The sequence below is a fragment of the Pseudomonas sp. ASL9 genome (assembly GCF_056680335.1).
The window spans coordinates 1456449-1480479 of the sequence record NZ_CM155277.1; the positions used below are offsets into that span (position 1 = coordinate 1456449).

At 58.7% G+C, this 24031-nt stretch carries 19 protein-coding genes; 3 read left to right on the top strand and 16 right to left on the bottom strand.

Annotated features, from left to right (window positions below; translation table 11 throughout):
- Nucleotides 1-61 precede the first annotated feature (61 nt).
- Nucleotides 62-2698 (bottom strand): phosphoenolpyruvate carboxylase, encoded by a 2637-nt coding sequence (ppc, locus tag AC1ME2_RS06810; protein WP_480440021.1) that lies wholly within the window; start codon nt 2696-2698, stop codon nt 62-64.
- Nucleotides 2699-2948: 250 nt separating this feature from the next.
- Here ppc and AC1ME2_RS06815 point away from each other — a divergent pair, with 250 nt between their 5' ends.
- The 3 genes from AC1ME2_RS06815 (at nt 2949) to lptF (ending at nt 4845) form a co-directional block, all read left to right on the top strand.
- Nucleotides 2949-3293 carry a pilin assembly protein gene (locus AC1ME2_RS06815; RefSeq protein ID WP_480440022.1) on the top strand — a complete coding sequence of 115 codons (345 nt, stop codon included), beginning with the start codon at nt 2949-2951 and terminating at the stop codon, nt 3291-3293.
- A gap of 298 nt (nt 3294-3591) precedes the next feature.
- Nucleotides 3592-3990 carry a DUF4398 domain-containing protein gene (locus tag AC1ME2_RS06820; protein ID WP_480440023.1) on the top strand — a complete coding sequence of 133 codons (399 nt, stop codon included), beginning with the start codon at nt 3592-3594 and terminating at the stop codon, nt 3988-3990.
- Nucleotides 3991-4062: 72 nt separating this feature from the next.
- Nucleotides 4063-4845, top strand: a complete 783-nt coding sequence (gene lptF / locus AC1ME2_RS06825) for a lipotoxin F family OmpA-related lipoprotein LptF (protein ID WP_480440024.1) — start codon at nt 4063-4065, stop codon at nt 4843-4845.
- A gap of 118 nt (nt 4846-4963) precedes the next feature.
- On the opposite strand, the gene AC1ME2_RS06830 is transcribed toward lptF, so the two are convergent.
- The 15 genes from AC1ME2_RS06830 to AC1ME2_RS06900 all read right to left on the bottom strand — a co-directional run bounded on the left by AC1ME2_RS06830 (nt 4964) and on the right by AC1ME2_RS06900 (nt 24030).
- Nucleotides 4964-5293, bottom strand: coding sequence for a PA3694 family proteiin (locus tag AC1ME2_RS06830; protein ID WP_480440025.1), 330 nt, complete (start codon nt 5291-5293; stop codon nt 4964-4966).
- Nucleotides 5290-6198 carry an alpha/beta hydrolase gene (locus AC1ME2_RS06835; protein ID WP_480442031.1) on the bottom strand — a complete coding sequence of 303 codons (909 nt, stop codon included), beginning with the start codon at nt 6196-6198 and terminating at the stop codon, nt 5290-5292. The genes AC1ME2_RS06830 and AC1ME2_RS06835 overlap by 4 nt, the downstream gene beginning before the upstream one ends.
- A 223-nt stretch (nt 6199-6421) precedes the next feature.
- On the bottom strand, nt 6422-7699 hold the full coding sequence (locus AC1ME2_RS06840) for a flavohemoglobin expression-modulating QEGLA motif protein (RefSeq protein ID WP_480440026.1): 1278 nt from the start codon (nt 7697-7699) through the stop codon (nt 6422-6424).
- A 32-nt stretch (nt 7700-7731) separates the two neighbouring features.
- Complete coding sequence (locus AC1ME2_RS06845; RefSeq protein ID WP_480440027.1) at nt 7732-8277, bottom strand: hypothetical protein; 546 nt, start codon at nt 8275-8277, stop codon at nt 7732-7734.
- A gap of 25 nt (nt 8278-8302) precedes the next feature.
- A complete protein-coding gene (locus tag AC1ME2_RS06850; RefSeq protein ID WP_480440028.1) occupies nt 8303-9034 on the bottom strand; it encodes a TetR/AcrR family transcriptional regulator in 732 nt (243 codons plus the stop codon).
- A 149-nt stretch (nt 9035-9183) separates the two neighbouring features.
- On the bottom strand, nt 9184-10686 hold the full coding sequence (gene lysS, locus AC1ME2_RS06855; protein WP_480440029.1) for a lysine--tRNA ligase: 1503 nt from the start codon (nt 10684-10686) through the stop codon (nt 9184-9186).
- An 85-nt stretch (nt 10687-10771) separates the two neighbouring features.
- Nucleotides 10772-11867 (bottom strand): peptide chain release factor 2 gene (prfB, locus tag AC1ME2_RS06860; RefSeq protein ID WP_480440030.1). Its coding sequence is split into 2 segments (ribosomal slippage): nt 10772-11794 and nt 11796-11867, totalling 1095 coding nucleotides; the frame shifts between segments, so codons are not numbered across the junction.
- A 149-nt stretch (nt 11868-12016) separates the two neighbouring features.
- Nucleotides 12017-13228 (bottom strand): hypothetical protein, encoded by a 1212-nt coding sequence (locus AC1ME2_RS06865; RefSeq protein ID WP_480440031.1) that lies wholly within the window; start codon nt 13226-13228, stop codon nt 12017-12019.
- Between the two features lie 58 nt (nt 13229-13286).
- The gene (locus tag AC1ME2_RS06870; RefSeq protein WP_480440032.1) at nt 13287-16778 is read right to left on the bottom strand and encodes a toxin VasX; all 3492 of its coding nucleotides are present in this window, start codon (nt 16776-16778) and stop codon (nt 13287-13289) included.
- 329 nt (nt 16779-17107) lie between these two features.
- Entirely contained in the window at nt 17108-18118 is a 1011-nt protein-coding gene (locus AC1ME2_RS06875) for a diguanylate cyclase (RefSeq protein ID WP_480440033.1), read from the bottom strand.
- A 45-nt stretch (nt 18119-18163) separates the two neighbouring features.
- Complete coding sequence (gene cheB, locus AC1ME2_RS06880; RefSeq protein WP_480440034.1) at nt 18164-19174, bottom strand: chemotaxis-specific protein-glutamate methyltransferase CheB; 1011 nt, start codon at nt 19172-19174, stop codon at nt 18164-18166.
- Nucleotides 19171-21513, bottom strand: coding sequence for a response regulator (locus AC1ME2_RS06885; protein ID WP_480440035.1), 2343 nt, complete (start codon nt 21511-21513; stop codon nt 19171-19173). The genes cheB and AC1ME2_RS06885 overlap by 4 nt, the downstream gene beginning before the upstream one ends.
- The gene (locus AC1ME2_RS06890) at nt 21510-22199 is read right to left on the bottom strand and encodes a chemotaxis protein CheW (protein WP_480440036.1); all 690 of its coding nucleotides are present in this window, start codon (nt 22197-22199) and stop codon (nt 21510-21512) included. The genes AC1ME2_RS06885 and AC1ME2_RS06890 overlap by 4 nt, the downstream gene beginning before the upstream one ends.
- Complete coding sequence (locus AC1ME2_RS06895; RefSeq protein WP_480440037.1) at nt 22196-23497, bottom strand: CheR family methyltransferase; 1302 nt, start codon at nt 23495-23497, stop codon at nt 22196-22198. The genes AC1ME2_RS06890 and AC1ME2_RS06895 overlap by 4 nt, the downstream gene beginning before the upstream one ends.
- Nucleotides 23494-24030, bottom strand: coding sequence for a chemotaxis protein CheW (locus AC1ME2_RS06900; protein WP_480440038.1), 537 nt, complete (start codon nt 24028-24030; stop codon nt 23494-23496). The genes AC1ME2_RS06895 and AC1ME2_RS06900 overlap by 4 nt, the downstream gene beginning before the upstream one ends.
- Nucleotide 24031 lies beyond the last annotated feature (1 nt).

Consider the following 24031-nt stretch of genomic DNA (forward strand, 5'->3'; position numbering starts at 1 on the left):
ATAGTCACTATGTTGCCACGTTATGACAGGCGCCGCCCACTTGGGGCAGCGCCCGACACCCTCAACCCGTGTTGCGTAATCCTGCAGCGATGCCCGCCACAGACACCAGTAGCGCTTGTTCCAGGGGGCTCTCCAAAGTCGCCTCACGTTTGCGCGAGCGAGCCAGAAGTTCGGCTTGAAGCAAATGCAGCGGGTCCAGGTACGTATTGCGCAGACTGATGAACTCCAGCGTCTCCGGGCTATGGGCCAGCAGTTGAGACTGGCCCGTCAGCCCCAGAACCACAGTGCATGCCTGCGACAATAAGTCGCGTAAATGCGCACCCAAATGTTGCAGACGAGGCTCCACCAACCGCTCGTCATACATTCGGGCAATATCGCTGTCGGCCTTGGCCAGGACCATCTCCAGCATATCGATGCGGGTACGGAAAAACGGCCACTGCTCACGCATCTGCGCCAACAGGTCGCTCTCGCCGCGCTCCAGCGCCTTGCCCAGCGCCGCTTCCCAGCCAAGCCAGGCGGGCAGCATCAGACGCGTCTGGGTCCAGGCGAAGATCCATGGGATCGCACGCAGACTTTCCACGCCACCTGCGCGACGCTTGGCTGGACGGCTGCCCAACGGCAAACGACCCAACTCCTGCTCCGGCGTTGCCTGGCGGAAATACTCAACAAACTCCGGATTCTCGCGCACCACCGCGCGGTAAGCGCTGACACCATCAGCCGACAAGTGATCCATCATCTGCCGCCACGCCGGTTCCGGCATGGGCGGTGGTTGCAAGGTCGCTTCGAGCACCGCAGCCAGGTACAGATTGAGATTTTGCTCGGCGATGTCCGGCAAACCAAACTTGAAGCGAATCATCTCGCCCTGCTCGGTGGTACGGAAACGCCCAGCCACCGATCCCGGCGGCTGCGACAGAATCGCCGCATGCGCAGGACCGCCACCGCGCCCGACAGTACCGCCGCGACCATGGAACAACAGCAATTCAACTTGCTGCTCGCGACAGATTTCCACCAGTTTTTCCTGCGCCCGGTACTGCGCCCAGGCTGCCGCCGTGGTGCCAGCATCTTTGGCCGAGTCGGAATACCCGATCATCACTTCCTGCGGGCCCTGCAGGCGCGAGCGATAACCCGGCAGACTGAGCAACTGCTCGATCGCCGGGCCGGCGTTATCCAGGTCGGCCAGGGTTTCGAACAAGGGCGCCACGCGCATTGGCCGTTGCAGCCCAGCCTCTTTGAGCAGCAGTTGAACCGCCAACACGTCGGAGGCCGAGCCCGCCATCGAGATCACGTAAGAGCCCAACGACGCGGCGGGTGCCGCCGCCACTTCCCGGCAGGTGGCAAGGACTTCGGCGGTATCGGCTGCCGGTTTGAAGTGACTCGGCAACAAAGGCCGGCGATTGTTCAGCTCACGCAGGAGGAAAGCGATGCGGGTTTCTTCATCCCATTCCTCATAACGACCCAAGCCCAGATAATCGGTGATTTCGGTCATTGCCGCGCTGTGGCGGCTGGCGTCCTGGCGTACATCCAGACGTACCAGAAACAGACCAAACGTGACTGCGCGCCGCAGGCTGTCCAGCAATGGACCGTCCGCGATCACGCCCATGCCGCATTCATGCAGCGACTGAAAACACAGTTGCAGCGGCCCCAGCAGGTCACGGTTGTTTTGCAAAACGCTATCGGGCGCCGGTTGCGTGACCGCCAACGAAGACTGCGCCCAATTGCGGGTCGCTCGGAGGCGGTCACGCAGTTGTTTGAGCACCGTTCGGTAGGGTTCGGCGCTGTCACCCGCCGCTGCACGCAACTCGGCGCTGGCCTGTTGCATGGAGAGCTCGGAGGCCAGTTGTTCGATATCACGCAGGTAAAGGTCAGCGGCCATCCAACGCGCTAACAACAAAACCTCACGGGTGACCGCAGCGGTGACATTCGGGTTGCCATCCCGGTCCCCGCCCATCCATGAGGCAAAGCGGATCGGCGCAGCCTCTAGCGGCAAGTGCAACCCGGTCGCGGCATGCAAGGCGTGATCAGCCTTGCGCAGGTAGCTGGGGATCGCGTGCCACAACGAATGCTCAATCACGGCAAAGCCCCATTTCGCCTCATCGATTGGCGTCGGGCGTGTGCGGCGGATTTCTTCGGTGTACCAGGCTTCGGCGATCAGTCGTTGCAAGCGCACAGTAATTTGTTCGCGCTCAGCGGCATTCAAATCGCGATGGTCCAGCGCAGCCAGCTGTGCGGCGATGGCGTCGTACTTTTGAATCAGGGTGCGCCGCGCCACTTCGGTGGGGTGAGCGGTCAACACCAGTTCGATTTCCAGCTTGCCCAACTGTCGGGCCAAGGCCTCGGGGCTGTGGCCAGCGCTTTTCAGACGCTCAAGCAATTCAGGCAATACACGGGACTCAAAGGGCTTGGGCCTGGGATCTTCGCGACGGCGGATGAGCTGGTACTGCTCAGCGATATTGGCCAGGTTCAAAAACTGGTTGAACGCCCGAGCCACCGGCAGAAGCTCGTCTTCACTCAGTTCGTCCAGACTTGAACTCAACTGCTCGGTGCCCGCCGCCGAATCACGGCGCCCCGCTTTGGCAGCCTTGCGAATGCGCTCGATCTTGTCGAGAAATTCGGCCCCATGTTGCTCACGAATGGTATTGCCCAACAGCTCACCCAGCAGGTGAACGTCCTCACGCAAACGTACATCGATATCGGTCATAAGCCCTTTTCTCCAGCGTTTCTGGACCGGTGCCCGCTCAGCCATAAAAGAAACCCGACTGAACAAGCGCGCAAAAATCTGATCTACCAAGAGTGCACAGCGCGGCAAGTTCTGACAAGCACGCAACCGTTTGCCGTTGCTCTGTAGCTTACATTCTACGGAGATGGGGCTAATCTCAACGATAAGCCCCACAACGGCTTGCTACCCCGATTGCACTCGCCATGAGCGGGCTAATAACCCTGAGGTCCATATGAAAATCCGTGAACTCGCCAAACACTGGGAACAGAATGCCAAGGGACGCCTGACCAAAACCGGCTATGCGATTCATTTGGACGTCGAATCGGCCGCACGCCTGGCCGCCATTTCCGAGATGTACCCCAAACGTCTTCCCGAAGAACTGCTAGGCGAACTGATTGGTGCTGCACTCGAGGAGCTCGAAACCAGCTTCCCGTATGTCAAAGGCAACCATGTCGTGGCCACCGATGAAGAGGGCGATCCACTCTACGAAGATATCGGCCCAACCCCACGTTTCCTCGCCCTGTCGCGGCGTTATCTGCATGATCTGACCGAACAGGCTGACACGCAAAAACACTGATTACAACGTCGCTCCCGGTCTTTCCTGATCCCGTATGCCCGGCTGCTTTTTGCAGCAGGCATGCGCGTGCACGCCCCAAAAACCACACGCCAGAGCCTCCGCAGAATGGATCCAAAACAGTCAGCCATTTGAAAACCTGACTGAACTATTCAAAAAACCGACAGGTCACAGCCTATAGCCATTACAGGAAAAGCCCTGATAGTCGCTGGCGTAGACCCTGTTGTCTCACCCGCGCCAGGTACATGACTGCCATGGAAAACCAAGCCTTCTGAGGAGTTACCCAATGGAGTTGAACACCATGAAGATCAGTACTGCCAAAACCTCGTTTAGCACACTGCGCGGATTGAAACTTGCTGCGTTGGCCCTTGGTAGCAGCCTGGTACTGGCCGGCTGTGCTGGCCGTCCACCGACCGAGCAGTACGCGGTGACTCAATCGGCCGTGAACAGCGCCGTAAGCGCTGGCGGCACCGAGTTTGCCGCCGTTGAAATGAAGTCGGCGCAGGACAAACTCAAGCAAGCTGAAATGGCCATGCACGACAAAAAATATGACGAAGCCAAACGTCTGGCCGAACAGGCTGAATGGGACGCCCGCGTAGCCGAACGCACGGCTCAGGCGGCTAAAGCCGAGCGAGCGGTGAAGGATGCCCGTCAAGGCGTTGATGAAATACGTGAGGACAGCGTGCGTACCTCGCAATAAGCGCGGCCTCGCCCAATCCCTAGTGCATTCGTAATCGCGTGCTTCGCAATTGATTTAAAGGACGAAAATATTATGCGTAAACAATTGATGATCCCTGCCCTACTCGCGCTGAGCGTTGGCCTGGCAGCCTGTTCTTCACAGCCTAATGTGAATCTTGAACAAGCACGGACCAACTTCTCGGGCCTGCAAGCCAATCCGCAAGCCAACAAAGTGGCTGCGCTGGAAACTAAAGACGCCAGCGATTGGCTGGACAAAGCCAACAAGGCCTACCAGAGCAAGGAAGACCAGAAGATGGTCGATCAACTGGCTTACCTGACCAATCAGCGCATCGAAGTGGCCAAGCAAACGATTAACCTGCGCACGGCTGAAGCCGAGCTCAAAGACGCTGCCGGTCAACGTGCGCAGGCTCGCCTGGATGCGCGTGACGCACAGATCAAGCAACTGCAAGCCAGCCTGAACGCGAAACAGACCGAACGCGGAACCTTGGTGACATTCGGCGACGTGCTATTCGATCTGAACAAGGCTGATTTGAAACCAGGCGGTCTGGTCAACGTCAACAAGCTTGCCCAGTTCCTCCAGGAAAGCCCGGATCGCAAAGTGATTATCGAAGGCTACACCGACAGCAGCGGTTCGGCCTCGTACAACCAGTCGTTGTCCGAGCGCCGTGCCAATTCAGTACGGATGGCACTGGTGAAGATGGGGGTGGGTCCTGAGCGCATCGTGGCCCAGGGTTATGGCAAGGAGTACCCGGTCGCCGATAACACCAGCAACTCGGGCCGTGCCCAGAATCGTCGCGTAGAAGTCACCATCTCCAACGATAACCAGCCTGTAGCGCCGCGTTCTTCGATGCAATAATCGACTGCCACACCCAAAAAAACCCCGTCTGCGTTCATTCAGCAAGCGGGGCTTTTGGTGATTTAGGCCAGATACTGAGGTAAACCTCGATCTGTACGGGCCGTTTTGGACGGTAGCGTTACGGCTGCAATTGCTGCGGCGTCTCTTCGCCGGCGCAACGCACGGCTTGTTTCTTGTCGTTGACCAGCACACCGCTGAGGTCTTTCTGCTCGGTATTGAACAGCACCAGAACGCCGTCGATGCACTGCGCCACTTCGACGGCAGGTTCAAGAGCAATCTTGTATTCCTCACCGGCAGGCGCCATGAGCATCGTAAACTGGTTGAGCAACAGCGCGTCCTCAGGCTTGGCGAAATGCAGGTAGCCGTAGTACCAGAGGATGCCGACGGTGCCGAGGATGCTGCAGATACCGGTGATAATCAGGGGGATTGCGTTACGTTCTTCGCTCATTGCGGACTCTCTGAATGTTCAACTTCTGAATGCTGTTGTGCCGGCTGCGCAGCCGGGACACTAGGGTAATTCGGCACTTCGGCCAAACGTCGCAGGCCATTGAAATGCTGTGGATCCTCAAGGTAGCGCAGCATCACCTGACGCCAGGTAGGGTCGGAGAATGTCTGCACATGCCCGCCACGCGTCAATTGCAGCACTCGCGGAGGGGGCGCAGCTTGATACAGACTGATGCCGTTGGAAAGAGGCACCAGCGAATCATCCAGGCTCTGGAAAATCAGCATCGGCGTTCCGGCCAGATTTGGCAGGCCCTTGATCGCGCTGTCCGCGTCCGGAATCAGCCACGACAGCGGCGTCTGCAACGGCCAGGTCAACCACGACGTACTGAGGGTATACCGGGCGACATCGCGGTAGCTGGCCGGCGTTCCGTCAAGTACCAACGCCTTGATCCGGGCGCGCTGTTGCGGATGCTCGGCCAGATAATGCACCGCTATCGCACCACCGAGACTTTGCCCGAGAACCACCATGGGCTTGCCCTGGACCTCGGGTGCTTTATCGAGCCAGGCGAACGCAGCGTCGACATCCTGATAGATCGCCGGCAGGCTAGGCTCGCCTTGCGACAGGCCATAACCGCGGTAGTCCAGCAACAGCACCTGATAACCCTGCTCCGGCAACCACCAACTGCCACCCAGATGCCAGGCCAGGTTGCCGCCATTGCCATGCAAGTGCAGCACCGTGCCCTTGACCGGGACCCCAGCCTTGGCCAGCAACCACCAGCCATGCAATTGGGTGCCATCGGCAGCCGTCAGGGTCACATCACGATAGGCCAGATGAGCTTTCTCGGGGGTGAACGGCAGGCCTGGCTCCGGGTAAAACAGCAGCGAGCTGCAACCGGTGAGGATCAACATCAGGGCCAGCGCGCCGAAAATCTTCAAAGATGCTTTCCCTTCCAATCAGCGGTGAATTCTTCGCAGGCAAGCCTGCTCCCACAGAGGATTACTTGATCCTGTGCAGACTGTGTGGAAACCCCTGCTCCATTTTTTAACGCCCGGGCAGATCAAAAGGGCTTTCACACAGCCTGCACAGAAGATTGCGTGATTCTGTGGGAGCAGGCTTGCCTGCGAACTGGGCCTACAAGATATTCGAATAATCCGCTTCGATCCGGTCCAGGCTCAAATGGTTGAGGAAGTTGGAAAAGCACATCCATGCGGACAGCGCATTCATGTCACGGAACTGTTCGGGCAGGTATTTCGGTGGCACCACCAGCCCTTCATCGACCAACTGACGCAAGGTGCGCATGTCTTCCAGGGTAGTTTTGCCACAGAACAACAACGGTATCTGCTCAAGCTTGCCTTTGCGCACGGCCAACTGAATGTAGTTGTAAACCATGATAAAGCCCTTGAGGTAGGACAAGTCTTTAGTGAATGGCAGACCATCGGGCACCGAACCACGGAATACGCGACTCGCGTTGCCGTAGCTTTCGGACATTCCGAAGCCTTGCTCACGATAGAACTCGAAAACCTGCAAGAAATCAGCGCCCTCTTCGGCCATGTGGATGGCGCGAGTACGATTGGTCAGCTTGCGCAAGCGGCTTGGATACGAGGCAAACGCGATCACTTCCATTAGAATCGCCAGGCCTTCCTGGGTCACGGTGGACGACGGCGGCCCCTTGGACAGGAAGGTGCAGATCGGCTGATTCTGGCCATTGAGGGTCGTGCCGACATGCACCAGCCCTTCGTGCACCTCCAGCGCCCGCACGTCGCGCTCGTTGAACATCGCATCCGTGCGAATCTTGATGTAGTCGGCACCTGCCGCCGCGTCGGCGACGATGCCGTCGGACTCGAACACACGGATGGTCTCTTCCGCTTCACCAAATACCTTGTTCAACCGGGTTTGCAGCATATTCACCGCATCTTTGGCGGTGAGCATTTTCGGCTCGTCCTTGAGGTCCCCGCGCCCGGCGATGTTGTTCAGGTAATCGGAAAGCATCAGGCCCAGGTCGGCCAGGGTCGGGTCGCCCGCATGGAAGGCATCGGACGCAGCGCCATAAAGCTCTTGGGAGATCAGGCCAAAATCCGCCGTCCCCCGCGCTTCAAGCATACGGATGACCATCCGGTACTCCTTGCACATGCGCCGCATGATCTGCCCGACCGGGTTGAACTGGCCCAACTGGCGGGTAATGTCACGCTCGATGTTCTGGAATTCCAGCTTCACTGCGTTGGAGTCGAAAGTCAGCGGCCGACTCTCGTAGTAAGCGCGGTCCACAACGGGCATCTTCTTGCCCTTGGCGTCGAGGAAGCCATGGCGAATACTCTCGTCCCACTTCACCGCATCGAGGACACGAATCGGTGTCTGAGCCACGACAATGCGGTCCGACAAGGCTCGAATAGTCTGCTGGTAATCGTCCACCCTGAACTCCTTGATTGGTTAGCCGTGTCGCCCTACTTGGGCAAGCGCTGATACCGCGCCACCTCGAGAAAAACATCGGAGTTGGCCGGATCATCTAGATAGGCAAACACCTGATCGAGAGGACTGGTGATAAGCACACCGTTACCCTTCTCGGTTTCCAGCGTCTCGCCAGCCAGGGTTTTCTGCTCGATCAACTGATCGATCCGATCGACATCAAGGTTGTAGACAACCAGTTCGTGACTTTCGGTCAACTCAAAGCCAGCCATGACAAAATTATCCCCGTATTTGTGCGGCAAGCTCGCCGACAGATACCAGCGACTGCCATGCCGAGACACGGTAAACGGGTACTCGTCGCGGTGTTTTCGGTCACCCTTGCGGTAGCTGACAGCCTTGTACTGGTGGGCAGCCGTGCGCGTGACTTCAAGCTCGAGCGCTTCACCCCAGGCATTTTTGCTGGTCCATGTGCCGAGCATGGCTTTGGGTGCCGCGTCGTTGGCGGGAATCGGATCCTTGAACGTCACCAGACAGCCGCTCAGTAATACGAACGACAAGGCGACGACCGCACGCCATGCTTTCATTGGGCTCTCCTGAAAATACGCATATTCACTCGCAAACGGGTGTCGTGGTCCCCAACACCAGGTGCAGGTGGCGGGTTAGGATACCGAGCATTTCTTCGTCTGCGTGGGGCTGCGGGCCGTCGAGCAGGCCTTGATATTCCATCCGGCTGATAATCCCCGTCAACACTTGAGCATCCTGTTGCGGCTGTGAAGAACCCATTACCTGAAAAAACTGACAGGTACCTTGCAGCAAGATCTGCTGATGCGCACTCACCAATCGTGCCAGCCGTGGGTTGAGCAAGGCCTCATGATGGAAGGCATGTTCGGCAATCAGTTGCTCACGGCGCGTCATCAATTGGCGACGCACGTACTCCATGGTCATATGCGCGATTTCATCGGCCAGCCGGGCTCGGGCGCCGGGGCTACCATCGCTGCGAGCGACCATTTCGCGCAGGATCACTTCGGTGTTTTCCCACAGCTTGGCCATGTAAGCCGCGCTGCGTTCGACGTATTGGGCGAAGGCATCGGTGAGCAAGTCATCAATGTCTTTGAAGTAATAGGTGGTGGCTGACAGCGGCACACTGGCTTCGGTGGCCACCGCACGATGGCGCACGGCCCGTACGCCATCACGGACGACGATGCGCATGACCGCGTCAAGGATATCCTGCCGACGCTGTTCACTGCCCTGTCGGCTGGCTTTGCGGCCTTGATACTGAACACTCTGCGCTACCGCTGTGGCAACGCCAGCAGCACCCTTTTGAGCGATCACACGGTTCACGACAGGTTTTCCTTTTGAATGGTTGTTGTCTCGACTGGCCTCTTCGCAGGCGAGCCTGCTCCCACAGGATTGTTTAGTCTGTGGAGGCACATGCGGTTTGCCTGACAGGTATAAAAAAGCCGCCCTTGCGAGGCGGCTTCTTCACATTTTTACGCTTGTGGGCGCATGTGCGGGAACAGGATCACGTCGCGAATCGACGGTGCATCGGTGAGCAGCATCACCAGCCGGTCGATGCCGATACCTTCACCGGCCGTTGGCGGCATGCCGTATTCCAGTGCACGCACGAAGTCAGCATCGTAATGCATGGCCTCATCGTCACCTGAGTCCTTGTCGCGAACCTGAGCCTGGAAGCGCTCGGCCTGGTCTTCCGCATCGTTCAACTCGGAGTAGGCGTTGGCAATTTCGCGGCCACCGATGAACAGCTCGAAGCGGTCGGTAACGTTCGGGTTGTTGTTGTTGCGACGTGCCAATGGCGACACTTCGAACGGGTATTCGGTGATGAAGGTCGGCTGCTCCAGTTGGTGTTCGACCAGTTCTTCGAAAATCATGGTCTGCAACTTGCCCAGACCTTCGAAGCCTTTAACGGCAGCACCGGCTTTCTTGGCGATAGCACGCGCCTTGTCGATGTCTTCAAGATCGGCCGCAGTGATGTCCGGGTTGTACTTGAGGATCGACGCGAACACGGAAATGCGCTGGAACGGTTCGCCGAAATGGAACACTTTGCCTTGATAAGGCACGTCGGTGCTGTTCAGAACCAGCTGTGCCAGCTCGCGGAACAACTCCTCGGTGAGGTCCATGTTGTCTTCGTAATCAGCGTAGGCCTGATAGAACTCAAGCATGGTGAACTCAGGGTTGTGCCGAGTCGAAACGCCTTCGTTGCGGAAGTTGCGGTTGATCTCGAACACACGCTCGAAACCGCCTACCACCAGACGCTTGAGGAACAGCTCTGGCGCGATGCGCAGGAACATGTCCAGGTCGAGTGCATTGTGGTGCGTCTCGAAAGGCTTGGCTGCGGCACCACCAGGGATGGTCTGCAACATCGGCGTTTCCACTTCAAGGAAATCGCGTTGCATGAAGAAGGCGCGAATGTGCGCGATGACTTGCGAGCGAACACGGAACGTGTGGCGTACTTCTTCGTTGACGATCAGGTCGACGTAGCGCTGACGATAGCGGGTTTCTGTATCGGTCAGGCCATGGTGCTTATCCGGCAGCGGGCGCAGGGACTTGGTCAGCAGGCGCACGGTGGTCATTTCAACGTACAGGTCGCCCTTGCCGGAACGCGCCAGGGTGCCTTCGGCAGCGATGATGTCACCGAGGTCCCAGGTTTTGACCGCAGCCAGGGTTTCTTCGGTCAGTGTCTTGCGGTTGACGTAGACCTGGATACGACCGGTCATGTCCTGGATCACCATGAACGAGCCACGGTTGAGCATGAGGCGACCCGCGACCTTGACCGGAATCGCTGCAGCCAACAGCTCTTCCTTGGTCTTGTCGACATACTGCTTCTGCAAATCATTGCAGTAGCTGTCGCGGCGGAAGTCGTTGGGGAAGGCCTGGCCCTTGGCGCGCTCGGCAGCAAGTTTTTCCTTGCGCAGAGCGATCAGGCTGTTTTCTTCCTGTTGCAGGTCTTGCGGGTCGAGTTGTTGGTCGCTCATGTCTTTAAATTTTCCATCGCAGGTTCGTTGCCCTCGCCATCAGGACGAGGGACTTGAATCGGGGCTGCTTTATCAGGGCTTGGGATTACAGCCCTTGTTTGAGGCTGGCCACAAGGTACTCATCGATATCGCCGTCGAGCACGTTGACGCAGTCGCTTCGCTCGATATTGGTGCGCAAATCCTTGATACGCGACTGGTCGAGCACATACGAGCGAATCTGATGACCCCAGCCGATATCCGACTTGGTGTCTTCCAGGGCCTGCGAAGCAGCGTTGCGCTTCTGCACTTCCTGCTCGTACAAGCGTGCCCGCAACATTTTCATCGCGGTGTCTTTGTTCGCGTGCTGGGAACGTTCGTTCTGGCAGCAGACCACGGTGTTGGACGGTATGTGCGTAATCCGTACCGCCGAGTCGGTGGTGTTAACGTGCTGACCACCGGCACCGGAGGAGCGGTAGGTGTCGATTCGCAGGTCCGACGGGTTGATGTCGATTTCGATGTTGTCATCGATTTCCGGCGACACGAACACGGCCGAGAACGAGGTGTGACGACGGTTGCCAGAGTCGAATGGGCTTTTACGCACCAGACGGTGCACGCCGATTTCGGTGCGCAGCCAGCCAAAGGCGTATTCACCCTTGATGTGGATAGTCGCGCCCTTGATCCCGGCGACTTCGCCAGCGGACAGTTCCATGATAGTGGCGTCGAAACCGCGTTTATCCGCCCAGCGCAGGTACATGCGCAGCAGGATGTTGGCCCAGTCCTGAGCCTCCGTACCGCCGGAGCCGGCCTGGATATCCAGATAAGCGTTGTTGGCGTCCATCTCGCCGCTGAACATCCGGCGGAATTCCAGCTTCTCCAGCGACTCGCGCAGGCGCTCGACTTCGGCGGACACGTCATCCACAGCGGCTTGATCTTCTTCTTCGGCGGACATCAACAACAGGTCTTTGGCGTCGACCAGGCCTGAGGACATTTCGTCCAGCGTGTCGACGATCTGTGCCAGCAAGGAACGCTCGCGGCCCAGGTTCTGTGCATACTCGGGGTTGTTCCAGACAGCAGGATCTTCAAGCTCGCGATTGACTTCAGTCAGACGCTCATGCTTTTGATCGTAGTCAAAGATACCCCCGAATGGTTTCAGAACGCTCGGACAGGTCCTTGATGCTGTTTAGGATCGGGTTGATTTCCATGGTGGGCAGCACTCGTAGGCGAACTTTTGAAAGCCGACGAGTATAACTCACCGCAGACAGCTAAGGCAGTCCGTTAGGCAGGCCTTACGGGAGTTTCTGCGCTACACCCTCCCCTCACTACCTCATTGCGCCCGTTGTTCCGTTCGAGTTCAAGCCTCTTTTGGGTGCCGAGAATCAGGTGCCGGCTGGTTCCTGTTGTGGTCAGGGACATGGGTAGCTTCATGCGCTGCGCTGCGCTTCCCTTCCTTCTCGACACGGTAAACCTCGGCAAAAATCTCCGTGATGGTGCGTTGCGGGTTGCGTTTGTGCAGCGTTTTTACCTGAGCGCTCATGCGCAATAGCTCGACGCTGGGTTTGGCCCATTGGTCTTTGCGCAGTGGTTCGGACCATGTGCGCATAGATTCAGGCAAGGCTTGGCGGGCCATGCGTTTGACTCGACCGACCTCCCATTCGGTCAGGCGATGGGGCAAGGTCCAGAAGGTCATGATGTGGAACAGGTACCAGAAAAAGCCGTAAATCCAGCCGCGCTCCTTGTCATTAATTTGCTGATGCAGGCGAGCGCGGGCGTTGCGGAAGGTGTGCAGGCCTTCGTGAGGTGGATCGCCGAGGCCTTGCAGGTCCAGCGGGTCGGTGATGTCTTTGAGGCTGTGGACTTCGTATTCCATGTAGGCCCGGATGGCTTCCCAATGGCTGATGGCGAGCGGTAAGCCGCCGCAAACGAATTCGACTGTAAAACGTTCGTCGCTGGGCTCATGGTAAAAGCCCAACCCCATGCTGTATTGACGCTGCACGCCATATTGATTGGCGCCTTGAGCCTGAATCACCCAGGCCGTCAAGGACTCCCAACGCACGATCAACGCCTCGGTTTCGGCGCGGGGAACGAAGCACACTTCGCGGCGTTGGCGGTTGAAGCGGGTGGGAATGATGTCCTCGTATTTGTTGTGAACGTAGAACCAGATGAGGATAGCCACGGCAAAAACAAAAAGGCCCAACCAAATAGCACCCTTGTAACTTGCAAGGAAAATACCCGTGACGGCACCCGTTACATCATCCAGACCATATCCAAAAATCACTCCCAATACACCGCCAACAAATGGCACTAGTAAAGCAATCAAGACGAAGCAATTGAGCGGCAAACCGAGGGTGACTTGCCAAGAAAAAACCTGTGGCGAACCTAACCCTAAGTCCATATAGACATCATTCAGTTCACCGACATAAGGGCAATAAGGCGGTAATTGTGTGGGCAATGGCAATGGGGCTAGGTAAGTAACGCGTCCACTGGGAAACGGGTCTACATCACCCGCCTGTTTGGGCTGTTGAAGTTGCGGCTCCGGCAGGATTATTTCAGGAGTCTTACTCATGAGCCCCGTCCAGCGTCAGCGGGTCGATCATCAGCAATTCGGCCTCTCGGTACGGTGGTTAAAAGGGCGCCACAGGAAAGATCCCCTCGCCTTTGGGGTCCAGCCGCAGGTGATAGCGCTGGCTATGCGCCTCACCTTCGGAATCATAGGTTTGTACAGCAACTGCCAGGATCAAGGCCGCCCGAACCACGGTCGAGGGCCGTTCGCGCTCATCCGGGTAGTCCAGCCCAAGAATCAGCGGCGCGGACTGGACCACGCGCAGGCTACTGACCACATCATCACTGACGATTGCCCACTGATCTCGATCGAAACCGCGCTCCCATTGGGCTCTGATGACGCGGTAGGCGCCGAGACTCAACTGGTGAGAGGGCTTGCCCATCAGTGGCTCTTGCAGGTTGGCGAGGCTCAGACCGGGCAGGATCAAATGGATCCTGCCCGGTTTGGCCTGGAGTAGCATGTCTTGCCACCAATCGCCGTGGAACTTGCGACCGACCTGAACCTGCGGCGCCTGCAACAGGCCCGTCAGTTTCCGCTGGTAATCGCCAAGGCTTAACGCTTTGCGCTTGTCATCATCCAGGCTCCATGGGGTGCTTTCCAACCACTGATCATGGGGAGAAGTGTTGTAGCGGTTATAGAGCCAGGTGCCGCCCAGTTCCAGCAGAGTAAACATCGCACCGGCCAGGTTGACGCGAAAGAATACCGAGGAAAACCGTGCTCCGGATGCGGCCCACGCAGCAGCTCGCGCCGCACGATCCGGCGCTAACAAAACTTTGTAGGCTGAATACAACACATTTCCCAAATCATAGGAATGACTGGCAAGCTGTCCGCCCGCACCCACCATGGCCAGCGTTGCGCTGTTTTGAAGTTCATGGTTTCCGCTAAGCACGGCCTGCTGCCAATTGGTGTGGTGTGCATTGAGGCTAGCGATTGAGGTAATAATCCCGGCCGCAGAACCCAATCCCCCTAACCCAATATGTAGCTTTCCCAACTGCACATGCACACTGTTCAACGCGTGTTGGTTAAATACCTGCATTAGAGTGGCAGCCCGTGCAGTCAATGCCGTGTCAGTGATGCCTCGAACGACAGTAAAGCCAGCAGCGGCGGTTGCCGCCCCTGCATTAGCGAACGCAGTCCACTCTTGCCTATGCCGCGGGGTTGATAATGTCTCTTTGAACACCACCACCAAATTCACCACCTGCGCCACAAACACCAATAACCCAACCCCATCCCCCAACACATTTAACTTCGGCGCGGCACTCATCCCCTGACGCACATTCCCCATCAATCGTCCGATTTCCTGTTGTTGTGCAGGCGGGAACAATAACGTCACCCCCGCCCTGCCCTGCTTGGCGCCAAAGAGCCTGAGGGATTCATCGGGCAGTTCGGCGATAGGGCTGATGGCGTGAGCCAAGCGCGCCTCAAGCGAGCTCAGTACCCAGCGAACCCGGTGTATTTCCACCTGCAGCTCTTGCGCACGCGGCTCTTTGTGGCTCCAGTGACGCATGATTTCGTTTCGCTCACGATCAAGCTCCTTGAGGTATCGACGTTGTTCAAGAACCTCCTTGAGGTCCCGTTGCAAGGCGCCTTGTTCGTCCGGTGTGGCAAAGGTAAAGGTCACGCCTTCGGTCTTCGCCGCCTCGATGATCCGTGCTGACAATGCCTTGGGCAGGTTTCGGAACAGCTCGTCCATGTTCGGCATCTGCTCGCGCTGCATGGCCCGGCTGAATTCGGTTTGCATGCGCTCCATGCCGAGGCGCAGGGCGGGGGCCAAGGTGTCTCGAGCACCTTCGGCCACCACACGGACGTTGTGAGGCAGCTCATCGAGGGCCGGGATTTTTCCCTGTCCGATGTCGCGAGACACACTGATCCAGTGCGGCAGGTTATTGAGCAGCGCATAACCCGCGTTGAACAGCGCTGCGTACTGGGTTGCCAGCTGGGTTTGCTCACTCAACGTCAAGGTGTGGAACAGCGGCAGGCTGAACTGTGGCTTGTCCTCCAGCCAATCAAGGATAGTCTGGCTGGCGGTGTCGCTGCGGCAGATGTCTTTCAAGCAGGCATATTCGGCGCTGAAGGCCGCCATCTGCTGTTCGGCCTGGTGTGCGTCGAAATACCAGGCGGCGCGATGGAAACGGTCGGCGGTGATCAGGGCCACGCGGTCGGCGGTGATCAAGTCGAGCAGCGCATTCCAGCGCATCAATCCTGCCCGATGCTCGGCCAGCGCCTGGTCCATGGCGGCGCGATCAATCAGCTCGTCGACGCCGCGCTGCCCCATTTTGGCACCGCTGAGGATGTCCTCAATGCGTTGGTTCTGTTGTTTACCCACCTTGAGCAGCGCGTTGAGGTGACGCTCCACAAAATCGTCAGGTGCCGAGCGCATATGTTGGCGCGTGTAATAGCGCCAGTCGGCGTCCTGAATGATCCCTTCTCGGGCGGGCCCATTGCCGACTGCGCCCCAAAAACCGACCGCCTGACGAAACTCCTCCAGCGCCTGCTGGCGCAGCACCGCCAGATCCTCGGGTGGTTCGCCCTGGCGCCTGGAAACGGCCTGACCGCTCTTGTTCAAGTGATCGAGCAATGCCCGACCGGTGTGGCTGCGCTGGGGTTGCGGCAGGTTTTCCAGCGCTTCGAGCATGGCTTTGATGGCCGGGTCGTCGCTGGCTTCGGCCAGACCGGTCAAATTGCTTTCATTGAGCAGCGTCAGCGATTCGATGTAACAAGCCAGCAGGTAGTCGCGCTCGTTGGCGCCTTTTTGTTGACCGCCGTTGGCCCAGGCGTCGATCCAGCCAACCACGACGTCTTGATAGTTGGCCAGATCCGTCAGTACGCCGATATCGTCCTGAACCAACAGGCACAGCGTGTCGTGTTGATACTGCGGCAGGACGCGTGTCAGCAACTCACCCACGTGCGCCTCACGGAAGCGCTTGGGGCGTTCCCACAGATACGGGGCACGCTCTTGTTCAGGCACGGTTGCATCAGGCCGTGGCACGTCATCTTCGGCCAATTCAGCCAACCAGCGCTCCGTCTGTTGCAGGGTGAGCAAGTCCTTGCCACCCGTTTCACAGTTCACGTTAGCCAGCGGAATGGACTGCATGAAATGCGCACGCTCCTCAGCACTTTTCAGCATCCGGTTACACTTGGCGGCGGTCCACTGCACCTCGGCGTAAGCCACCTGCAAGGTGCTGCTTCTGGCGAACACCAGCGTGGGCTGCGTACTTTGCTCGCCACGCTGGTCGGTGGCGACCTCGGTGCCTTGCCAGAGCAGCGCGCTGACCACGCCATCAGCTGTCTTGTATTCGTGAAGATGGCCGGTGCCGCTGTCGATGATATAGAGCCAGCCATCTCGCAACAGACGCACCCCCAGCGGCTGGCTTTTGAGGGTATAGGGCAGCTTCAATTCGCCAGCCGGGTCAGCGTGTTCCACCAGGCCATAGCGCAAGGGCAGCAGTTGCACCTTGGGTTGACGCAGCGGGCACATGCCGTAACCGAGGATGTCACTTTTGGATTCGGCGGCAGCGGCCAGGTTTGGGTCTTTGCGGCGGGAGGTGGTCATGGGCGCTCCTTGTCGGCCGAGTGGGCCAAGGCCCAGGTAGGCGCCAGCGAAAGGGAATGCGCAGTTTGAATGAATAGATGAGAGCAGCCTGTCGGAGCCAGGCAGTACTTATGGTGGGATTTTTCCGAATATTGACAGGGGGGCTCTGACGGAAAACCCCACAGTCAACAACACATAACAACAGGCATGAAAAAACACCTGACATGCTGAGATTGGCGCTCTTTCGCCTGACATTGCACGGGCGGCTAGACGCGGCCGCTAATTCAGCGACTTTTGAGTGTAATGATTATTTAACTCAGGACTCCGCGATGGAGCCCATAGCACGCCCATTAACTCACCCCCACCACCACCTGATTGCGTCCGTTGTGCTTGGCGGAATACAAACCTTTGTCGGCTTCCATGATCAATTGGCGACTGCTGGAACCCGGTTGCGGAGTCAAGGTGGCCAGGCCGATGCTGATGGTCAGGCGAGCACCCGGCGCGGGGGCAATGTGTGCAATGTTGAGGCCAGCCACGGTCTGGCGCAGCTTCTCCGCCAGTAGCCGTGCGCCGCCCGGCGAGGTATTGGGCAACACCAGGGCGAACTCTTCACCGCCGTAACGCGCGGGCAGGTCGGAAGAACGACTGCTACTCTCGCGAATCGCGGTGGCGACCTGGCGCAGCGCTTCGTCACCTTCCAGATGGCCGAAGTTATCGTTGTAGGCCTTGAAGTAGTCCACGTCGATCATCAACAACGAGATCTGGCTTTGTTCACGCAGTGCCCGACGCCATTCCAGTTCCAGGTATTCGTCGAAGTGCCGACGATTGGACAGGCCAGTCAAGCCGTCAGAGTTCATCAAGCGCTGCAACACCAGATTGGTGTCGAGCAACTGCTGCTGGCTGACGCGCAACGCCCGGTAGGCTTCGTCACGCTGCAACAGGGTCATGTACGAGCGTGAGTGGTAACGAATACGCGCCACCAACTCGATAGTGTCCGGCAGCTTGACCAAATAGTCGTTGGCCCCGGCCGCGAAGGCCGCACTTTTGATCAGCGGCTCCTCCTTGGTCGAGAGCACGATGATCGGAATATCGCGGGTCAGCGGGTTATTGCGGTATTCGCGAACCAGGGTCAGACCGTCGAGGCCCGGCATCACCAGATCCTGCAAAATCACCGTCGGCTTGATCAGAATGGCCTGGGCAATCGCCTGATGCGGATCAGCGCAAAAGTGAAAATCGATATTGTCTTCGTTGGCCAGACCACGGCGCACCGCTTCACCAATCATCGCCTGATCGTCGACCAGCAGCACCATCGCTGAGTTTTCGTCGGTTTTCTTGAAACCGTCCATTTGCAAATCATACATACCGGGGTTCCTGCTCTCTGGCTGGACGTGAACTCACCTGAAAAGTCATTGGGCGAACACCTCCATCAGTCTGGGCGCAATCTTGTCCAGCGGCCGAATTTCGACGGCAGCATCAATGGCAGCGGCGGCCTTGGGCATGCCGTACACCGCGCTGCTGTGCTGATCCTGTGCGATGGTCAGAAACCCTTGCTGACGCATTAATTTAAGCCCTTGGGCACCATCGCGCCCCATCCCCGTCAGCAACACACCCACCGCGTCTCCACTCCAATAGCTGGCCACACTCTCGAAAAAGACGTCGATCGAGGGCCGATAAATTTCGTTTACGGGCTCGGCGGTGTACGCCAGAGTACCGTTTTTCAACAAGCGAATATGGTGATTGGTCCCCGCCAGTAAGACCGTACCCCTTTGTGGAGGCTCGCCGTCGCGTGCCAGGCGCACAGGTAAACCTGAGGCGCTGGTCAGCCATTCAGCCATACCTGCGGCGAAAACCTGATCCACATGCTGTACCAGCACGATAGCGGCAGGAAACGACGCGGGCAGGCCTTTGAGGAGTGTTTCCAACGCTGCCGGGCCACCCGCGGACGAGCCGATGGCCACAAGGCCCTGACGTTGTACGCTCTGACGCAACGGCGTGGCGACCGTGCGTACGCGGCTGTCGCGCTGACCGATCAACCAGTCAATATTGAGGATCTTGCGCAATAACGGGGCCGCTGCATCCTTAGGATTTCCTGAGCCCAACGCAGGCGTATCGACCACATCCAGCGCGCCATACCCCATGGCTTCGAACACCCGATGGACATTCTGCTGCCGGTCCACGGTAACGATGACGATGGCGCAGGGTGTAGCCGCCATGATCTGTCGAGTCGCTTCGACGCCGTCCATGACCGGCATGATCAGGTCCATCAGGATCAGGTCCGGCGTCAGTTGCGCACAGCGCTCGACAGCCTCGGCGCCGTTGGCCGCGACCCAGACCACCTGATGCGCGGGTTCAAAGGCAATGGCCCGGCGCAGAGCCTCCACGGCCAGGGGCATATCGTTGACGATGGCGATCTTCATCCTTGCGCACCTCCTATCAACTCCATCACGGCATCGAGCAACGCATCGTCATGGAAGCTGGCTTTAGCCAAGTAATAATCCGCGCCAGCATCCAGACCACGACGGCGGTCTTCCTCACGGTCCTTGTATGACACCACCATCACTGGCAGCGACTGCAGACGGCTGTCACGACGCACCAGGGTGACCAGTTCGATACCGTCCATGCGCGGCATATCGATATCGGTGATCAGCAAGTCGAAGTCTTCGGCACGCAAGGCATTCCAGCCGTCCATTCCATCCACCGCAACGGCGACTTCGTAGCCGCGATTGACCAGCAACTTGCGTTGCAGCTCCCGCACCGTCAATGAGTCATCGACCACCAAGACCCGCTTGCGCGCTACGGCGTCGGCTTGCCGAATACCCCCGTCAATGCGTTCCAGACGTCCGGTATTGAGAAGTTTTTCCACCGACCGCAGCATATCTTCCACATCGATGATCAATACCGCCGAACCGTCGTCGAGCAAGGCGCCAGCCGAAATATCCTGGACTTTGCCCAGGCGTGGGTCGAGAGGCAACACCACCAGGGTGCGCTCACCGATAAAGCGCTCGACCGCCACCCCATACACCGCTTCACGCTCACGAATCACCACAACCTTGAGCACGTCGCCGACAGCCTGGTTTTGCGGGCGCTGGAGCAACTGACTGGCCGCTACCAGGCCGACATGGCGCTCTTCGTGCCAAAAATGCTGACGACCTTCAAGCTGCACGATTTCGTCGGCTCGCAAGTCACGCATGCGCTCGATATGCGCCAAGGGGAACGCGTAGGCCTCGCCTCCGACGTCGACCACCAGGCTGCGTACCACCGACAGGGTCAGTGGTACTTCAAGGTGAAAACGACTGCCCTGCCCTGTGCCCTGTTCGACGTCGATCGCCCCGCGAAGTTGACGGACCATATGCTGCACCGCGTCCAGGCCGACGCCGCGCCCGGACACTTCGGTGACCTTGTCACGCAGACTGAATCCTGGCAGAAACAAAAAGCTCAGCAGCTCGTCTTCACTCAATTGCTCAGCGGTCTCGGCTGGCGACAACTGGCGTTTGACGATGCTATGACGCAAACGGTCGAGATCCACACCCGCGCCGTCGTCGCTGATTTCCACCACCAACAGGCCGGCCTGATGGGACGCCCTGAGCCGGATCAGCCCTTCGGCAGGCTTGCCTGCCAGCAGCCGCTGCTCTGGAGGTTCGATGCCATGATCCACTGCGTTGCGTAGCAAATGGGTCAACGGCGCTTCGAGCTTTTCCAGCACATCGCGATCGACCTGGGTTTTTTCGCCTTCGATTTCCAGGCGCACACGCTTGCCCAACTCACGCCCCAGATCGCGGACCATGCGCTCCTGACCGACCAGTACGTCGGCGAAGGGGCGCATCCGGCAGGCCAATGCGGTGTCGTACAACAACTGCGCACGCTGACTGGCGTGCCAACCGAACTCGTCCAGTGCCGTGGTCTGCTGGATCAGCATCGCCTGGGCTTCCGACAGCAACCCCCGTGCCTGCTCGAGCGTCTCGAGGATCTCGACGCTTGCACCGGACTCCTTGAGGTTCACTTCCAGGCTGTCGAGGGTGCGACCGCTGTTACTTTGCAGACGTTTGAGCCGCTGCATCGTCGCCAGATACGGCTTGATCCGCTGAGTTTCGACCAGCGACTTACTCGACAAGTCGAGTAGGCTGTTCAGGCGCTCGGCAGTCACCCGCAATACGCGCTCGCCGCCTTCGGTGATCCGCTGATTTCGACGTGGTGCATCAAGCGTTACAGAGGTAGAAACAGGCTCAAGACCGGTCTCTGGCTCCGGTGCGTCAAGACGTAATGCTTCGGCCAATAAATCGGCAGTTGTCATTTCTGGCATAGACAGAAGTGATTCAAGAGACGTCTGCGTAGAGGGCGCCAGCACCGAACGGCCGGTGGCTGCGACCGGCGTCAGCAGCAGGTTCATTTGCACCACGTACGCGTCGATATCCGCCGGGCTGACGCCCGCGCTATCAGGGGTGGCGATACGCATCAGCAAATCGGTGCCGAGCAGCAAGGCATCAATATGCTCGGCCCGCAGGTGCAAGCGGGATTCCTGAGCACTGACCAGACAATCTTCCATCACATGGGCCACGCTGACCCCGGCATCGATACCGACAATCCGCGCCGCGCCCTTGAGCGAGTGGGCGGCGCGCATGCAGGCTTCCAGGTGATCGGCTTGCGTGGGGTTGCGCTCCAGCGCCAACAGACCGGCACTGAGCACCTGGGTTTGCGCTTCGGCTTCCAGGGCAAACAACTCAAATAGCGAAGCATCGCGCATCTGTTCTGGCGTCATGTGAGGCTCCGGGTCACCGCTGACAGCAGTTGATCTTCATCAAGCAGACGCAAACTGCGCGCCTTCCACCGCATGACACCGCGGGTGAACCTGGCATTGGTGTGATGACCCGAGCTGGACGCCGAATCCAGCGCGAGTTCGTCCATGGCATGAATCCCGTCGACCTCGTCCACCGGTACCACGACCGGGCCACCGTGTGCGGCAACGATCAGCATGCGCGGCATGATCCGTGCCGATTGAGGCGCGGCGGGTGCGCTGTCCAGGCCCAGCAACTCGACCAGCGACAGGCAGGCCACCAGCGCACCACGCACGTTGGCGACGCCAAGCAACGCTCGCGAGCGCTGATGGGGCAGAGAGTGAATGGCCTGCAGCGGCGCCACTTCGACCAGGCAGCGGGTGGGCAACCCGAGCCATTCTTCACCCAGGCGAAATACCAGGATCGAGCGGGTTTTGACCTCGCTATACGCCTCGCTGGTACGGCCCTGTACCCGATGCTCCTGGGCCAGGGAATAGCGATCCAGCAGACGCATGGCCGCTGCGGAATACACCGAGCAGTTGCGGCAATGAATATGTTCGGCAAGCAACGGGCAAGAGCGCTCGCCGTGGATACCGATACGGTTCCAGCAATCGTCGATTGCGTGGGCATCCAGCTGGGTCACGCTCAGTTCACTCAGCGAGCCACTCATCGATTACTTCCTTCTTTGCTCAGACCACGGGCAGCCCGCTCCTGCAAACGTCGGGCACCGGCGGTATCGCCTTGAGAAGCAAGCAGGGCCGCCAACTGCGCCAACGCCTCGGGATGCTGCGGCTGCAGATACAACGCCTTGCGATAAAAAACCTGCGCTTCACCTGCCTGGCCATCGAGATCGCTGAGCAATCCCAGCCAATAAAACACCTGAGCCACAGGCTCATACACGTTAAGGTAGCGCTCGCAGGCGGCACGGGCTTCGGCGCTTTTGCCCTCATTGGCGAGACTGGCGATGTTTGCCAGCAGGCCAGTGGCGTCATTATTGAGACCCACGACAACCGTGGAGATCGCTCTGGCGTTGGTATTGGACAACGGGGCTGGCGCAAACGGTCGGGGTTTTGCCCGCAGCGGAAAATCAGCCAGCGGCCGCGCAAAGGTCGGGGACGCAAAGTTTGCCAGCGACGGGGTTATAAAGACCGCTGGCAACACGTCGGCGGGGGCCGTGTGTCGGCTAAAGGCAAACGACTGCGCGATGCCAATCGAGCGCATGCCCAAACGCGCCAGCAGACTGCCTTCGGCCGGGCCGATAAACAGCACGCCCTCTTCGCGAGTCATGCACTTGAGCACTTCGAAAACACGCTGCTGGGTCGCCAGATCGAAATAGATCAACAGGTTGCGGCAGAACACGAAGTCATAGGCGGGTGTCGCCGCCAACAGCATCGGATCGAGCAGGTTACCCACCTGAAAGTTGACCTGATTTTGCACCCGTTCATTGAGTAAATAGCCATCGGCCTCGGCGCTGAAATGCCTGTCGCGAAAGGCTATTTGCTCGCCGCGAAACGAGTTCTTGCCGTAAATCGCCCGCTTTGCCCGTTCGATGGACAAGGGGCTGATATCGATGGCATCGACCTGAAACTGCTGCGGGGCAATGCCGGCGTCGAACAAGGCCATGGCAATGGAGTACGGTTCTTCGCCTGTAGAACAGGGCAGGCTGAGAATACGCAGCGGCCGCGAGCCCATGAGTTCAGCCAGTCGCGTCAGCGCCAGCTTGCCCAGGGTCACGAACGATTCCGGGTAACGAAAAAACCAGGTCTCGGGAACAATCACCGCTTCGATCAGCGCTTGCAGCTCACTGGCCGACGTCTGCAACAACTGCCAATAACCGTCGCTGTCCTGCGCGCCAGATGCAGTGCCGCGCTGGCGCACGGCGCGCTCGATGATTGCTTCACCGACCGAGGCAACGTCCAGACCAATACGATCCTTGAGGAAGGCGAAGAAACGCGCATCGCTACTCATGGCGCATCCTCGGACAGCTCGACACTCAAGGGGTGTGCAGGATAAAGCAGCTTACGCACCGGAGCGCTAAGCAAGTCTTGCACCCGAATCCATTGGAGCAAACCCTGTTCGTCCTCGCGCACAGGGCCAAGGTAAGGTGACAGTCGATTGTCCAGACCGTATTCCTTGAACTCGCCGGGCGGGCAACGCAGGGTGTCAGTGGCCTGCTCCAGGATCAGGCCGAGCAGTTGGCTGGTCCCGTCAGCCTCCGGGCGATAGTGAACCAGCACCAAACGGGTGCTGGTCCGGGCCTGTGCGGGATGGCCAAAGGTAAGCGCGCTGATATCAATCACCGGCACCACCACGCCCCGATGCACGAACACACCGACCACCCAATTTGGCGTCTGAGCGATGGGCTTGAGCTGCAGGCGCGGCAGTACTTCGGCTATTTCGACCGCCTCCAGGGCAAACCGCTGGTCACCGATGCGAAACAACAAAAACAGCTTGTTCTGCGGCAACGCCGGAGTGCCGCGCTTGGCTGAATACTCGGTCATC

Coding starts and splice junctions, on each gene's coding strand:
- ppc (WP_480440021.1), bottom strand. CDS start 2,698: ATGACCGATATCGATGTACGTTTGCGTGAGGACGTTCACCTGCTGGGT.
- AC1ME2_RS06815 (WP_480440022.1), top strand. CDS start 2,949: ATGAAAATCCGTGAACTCGCCAAACACTGGGAACAGAATGCCAAGGGA.
- AC1ME2_RS06820 (WP_480440023.1), top strand. CDS start 3,592: ATGAAGATCAGTACTGCCAAAACCTCGTTTAGCACACTGCGCGGATTG.
- lptF (WP_480440024.1), top strand. CDS start 4,063: ATGCGTAAACAATTGATGATCCCTGCCCTACTCGCGCTGAGCGTTGGC.
- AC1ME2_RS06830 (WP_480440025.1), bottom strand. CDS start 5,293: ATGAGCGAAGAACGTAACGCAATCCCCCTGATTATCACCGGTATCTGC.
- AC1ME2_RS06835 (WP_480442031.1), bottom strand. CDS start 6,198: ATGTTGATCCTCACCGGTTGCAGCTCGCTGCTGTTTTACCCGGAGCCA.
- AC1ME2_RS06845 (WP_480440027.1), bottom strand. CDS start 8,277: ATGAAAGCATGGCGTGCGGTCGTCGCCTTGTCGTTCGTATTACTGAGC.
- lysS (WP_480440029.1), bottom strand. CDS start 10,686: ATGAGCGACCAACAACTCGACCCGCAAGACCTGCAACAGGAAGAAAAC.
- AC1ME2_RS06865 (WP_480440031.1), bottom strand. CDS start 13,228: ATGAGTAAGACTCCTGAAATAATCCTGCCGGAGCCGCAACTTCAACAG.
- AC1ME2_RS06870 (WP_480440032.1), bottom strand. CDS start 16,778: ATGACCACCTCCCGCCGCAAAGACCCAAACCTGGCCGCTGCCGCCGAA.
- AC1ME2_RS06875 (WP_480440033.1), bottom strand. CDS start 18,118: ATGTATGATTTGCAAATGGACGGTTTCAAGAAAACCGACGAAAACTCA.
- cheB (WP_480440034.1), bottom strand. CDS start 19,174: ATGAAGATCGCCATCGTCAACGATATGCCCCTGGCCGTGGAGGCTCTG.
- AC1ME2_RS06885 (WP_480440035.1), bottom strand. CDS start 21,513: ATGACGCCAGAACAGATGCGCGATGCTTCGCTATTTGAGTTGTTTGCC.
- AC1ME2_RS06890 (WP_480440036.1), bottom strand. CDS start 22,199: ATGAGTGGCTCGCTGAGTGAACTGAGCGTGACCCAGCTGGATGCCCAC.
- AC1ME2_RS06895 (WP_480440037.1), bottom strand. CDS start 23,497: ATGAGTAGCGATGCGCGTTTCTTCGCCTTCCTCAAGGATCGTATTGGT.
- AC1ME2_RS06900 (WP_480440038.1), bottom strand. CDS start 24,030: ATGACCGAGTATTCAGCCAAGCGCGGCACTCCGGCGTTGCCGCAGAAC.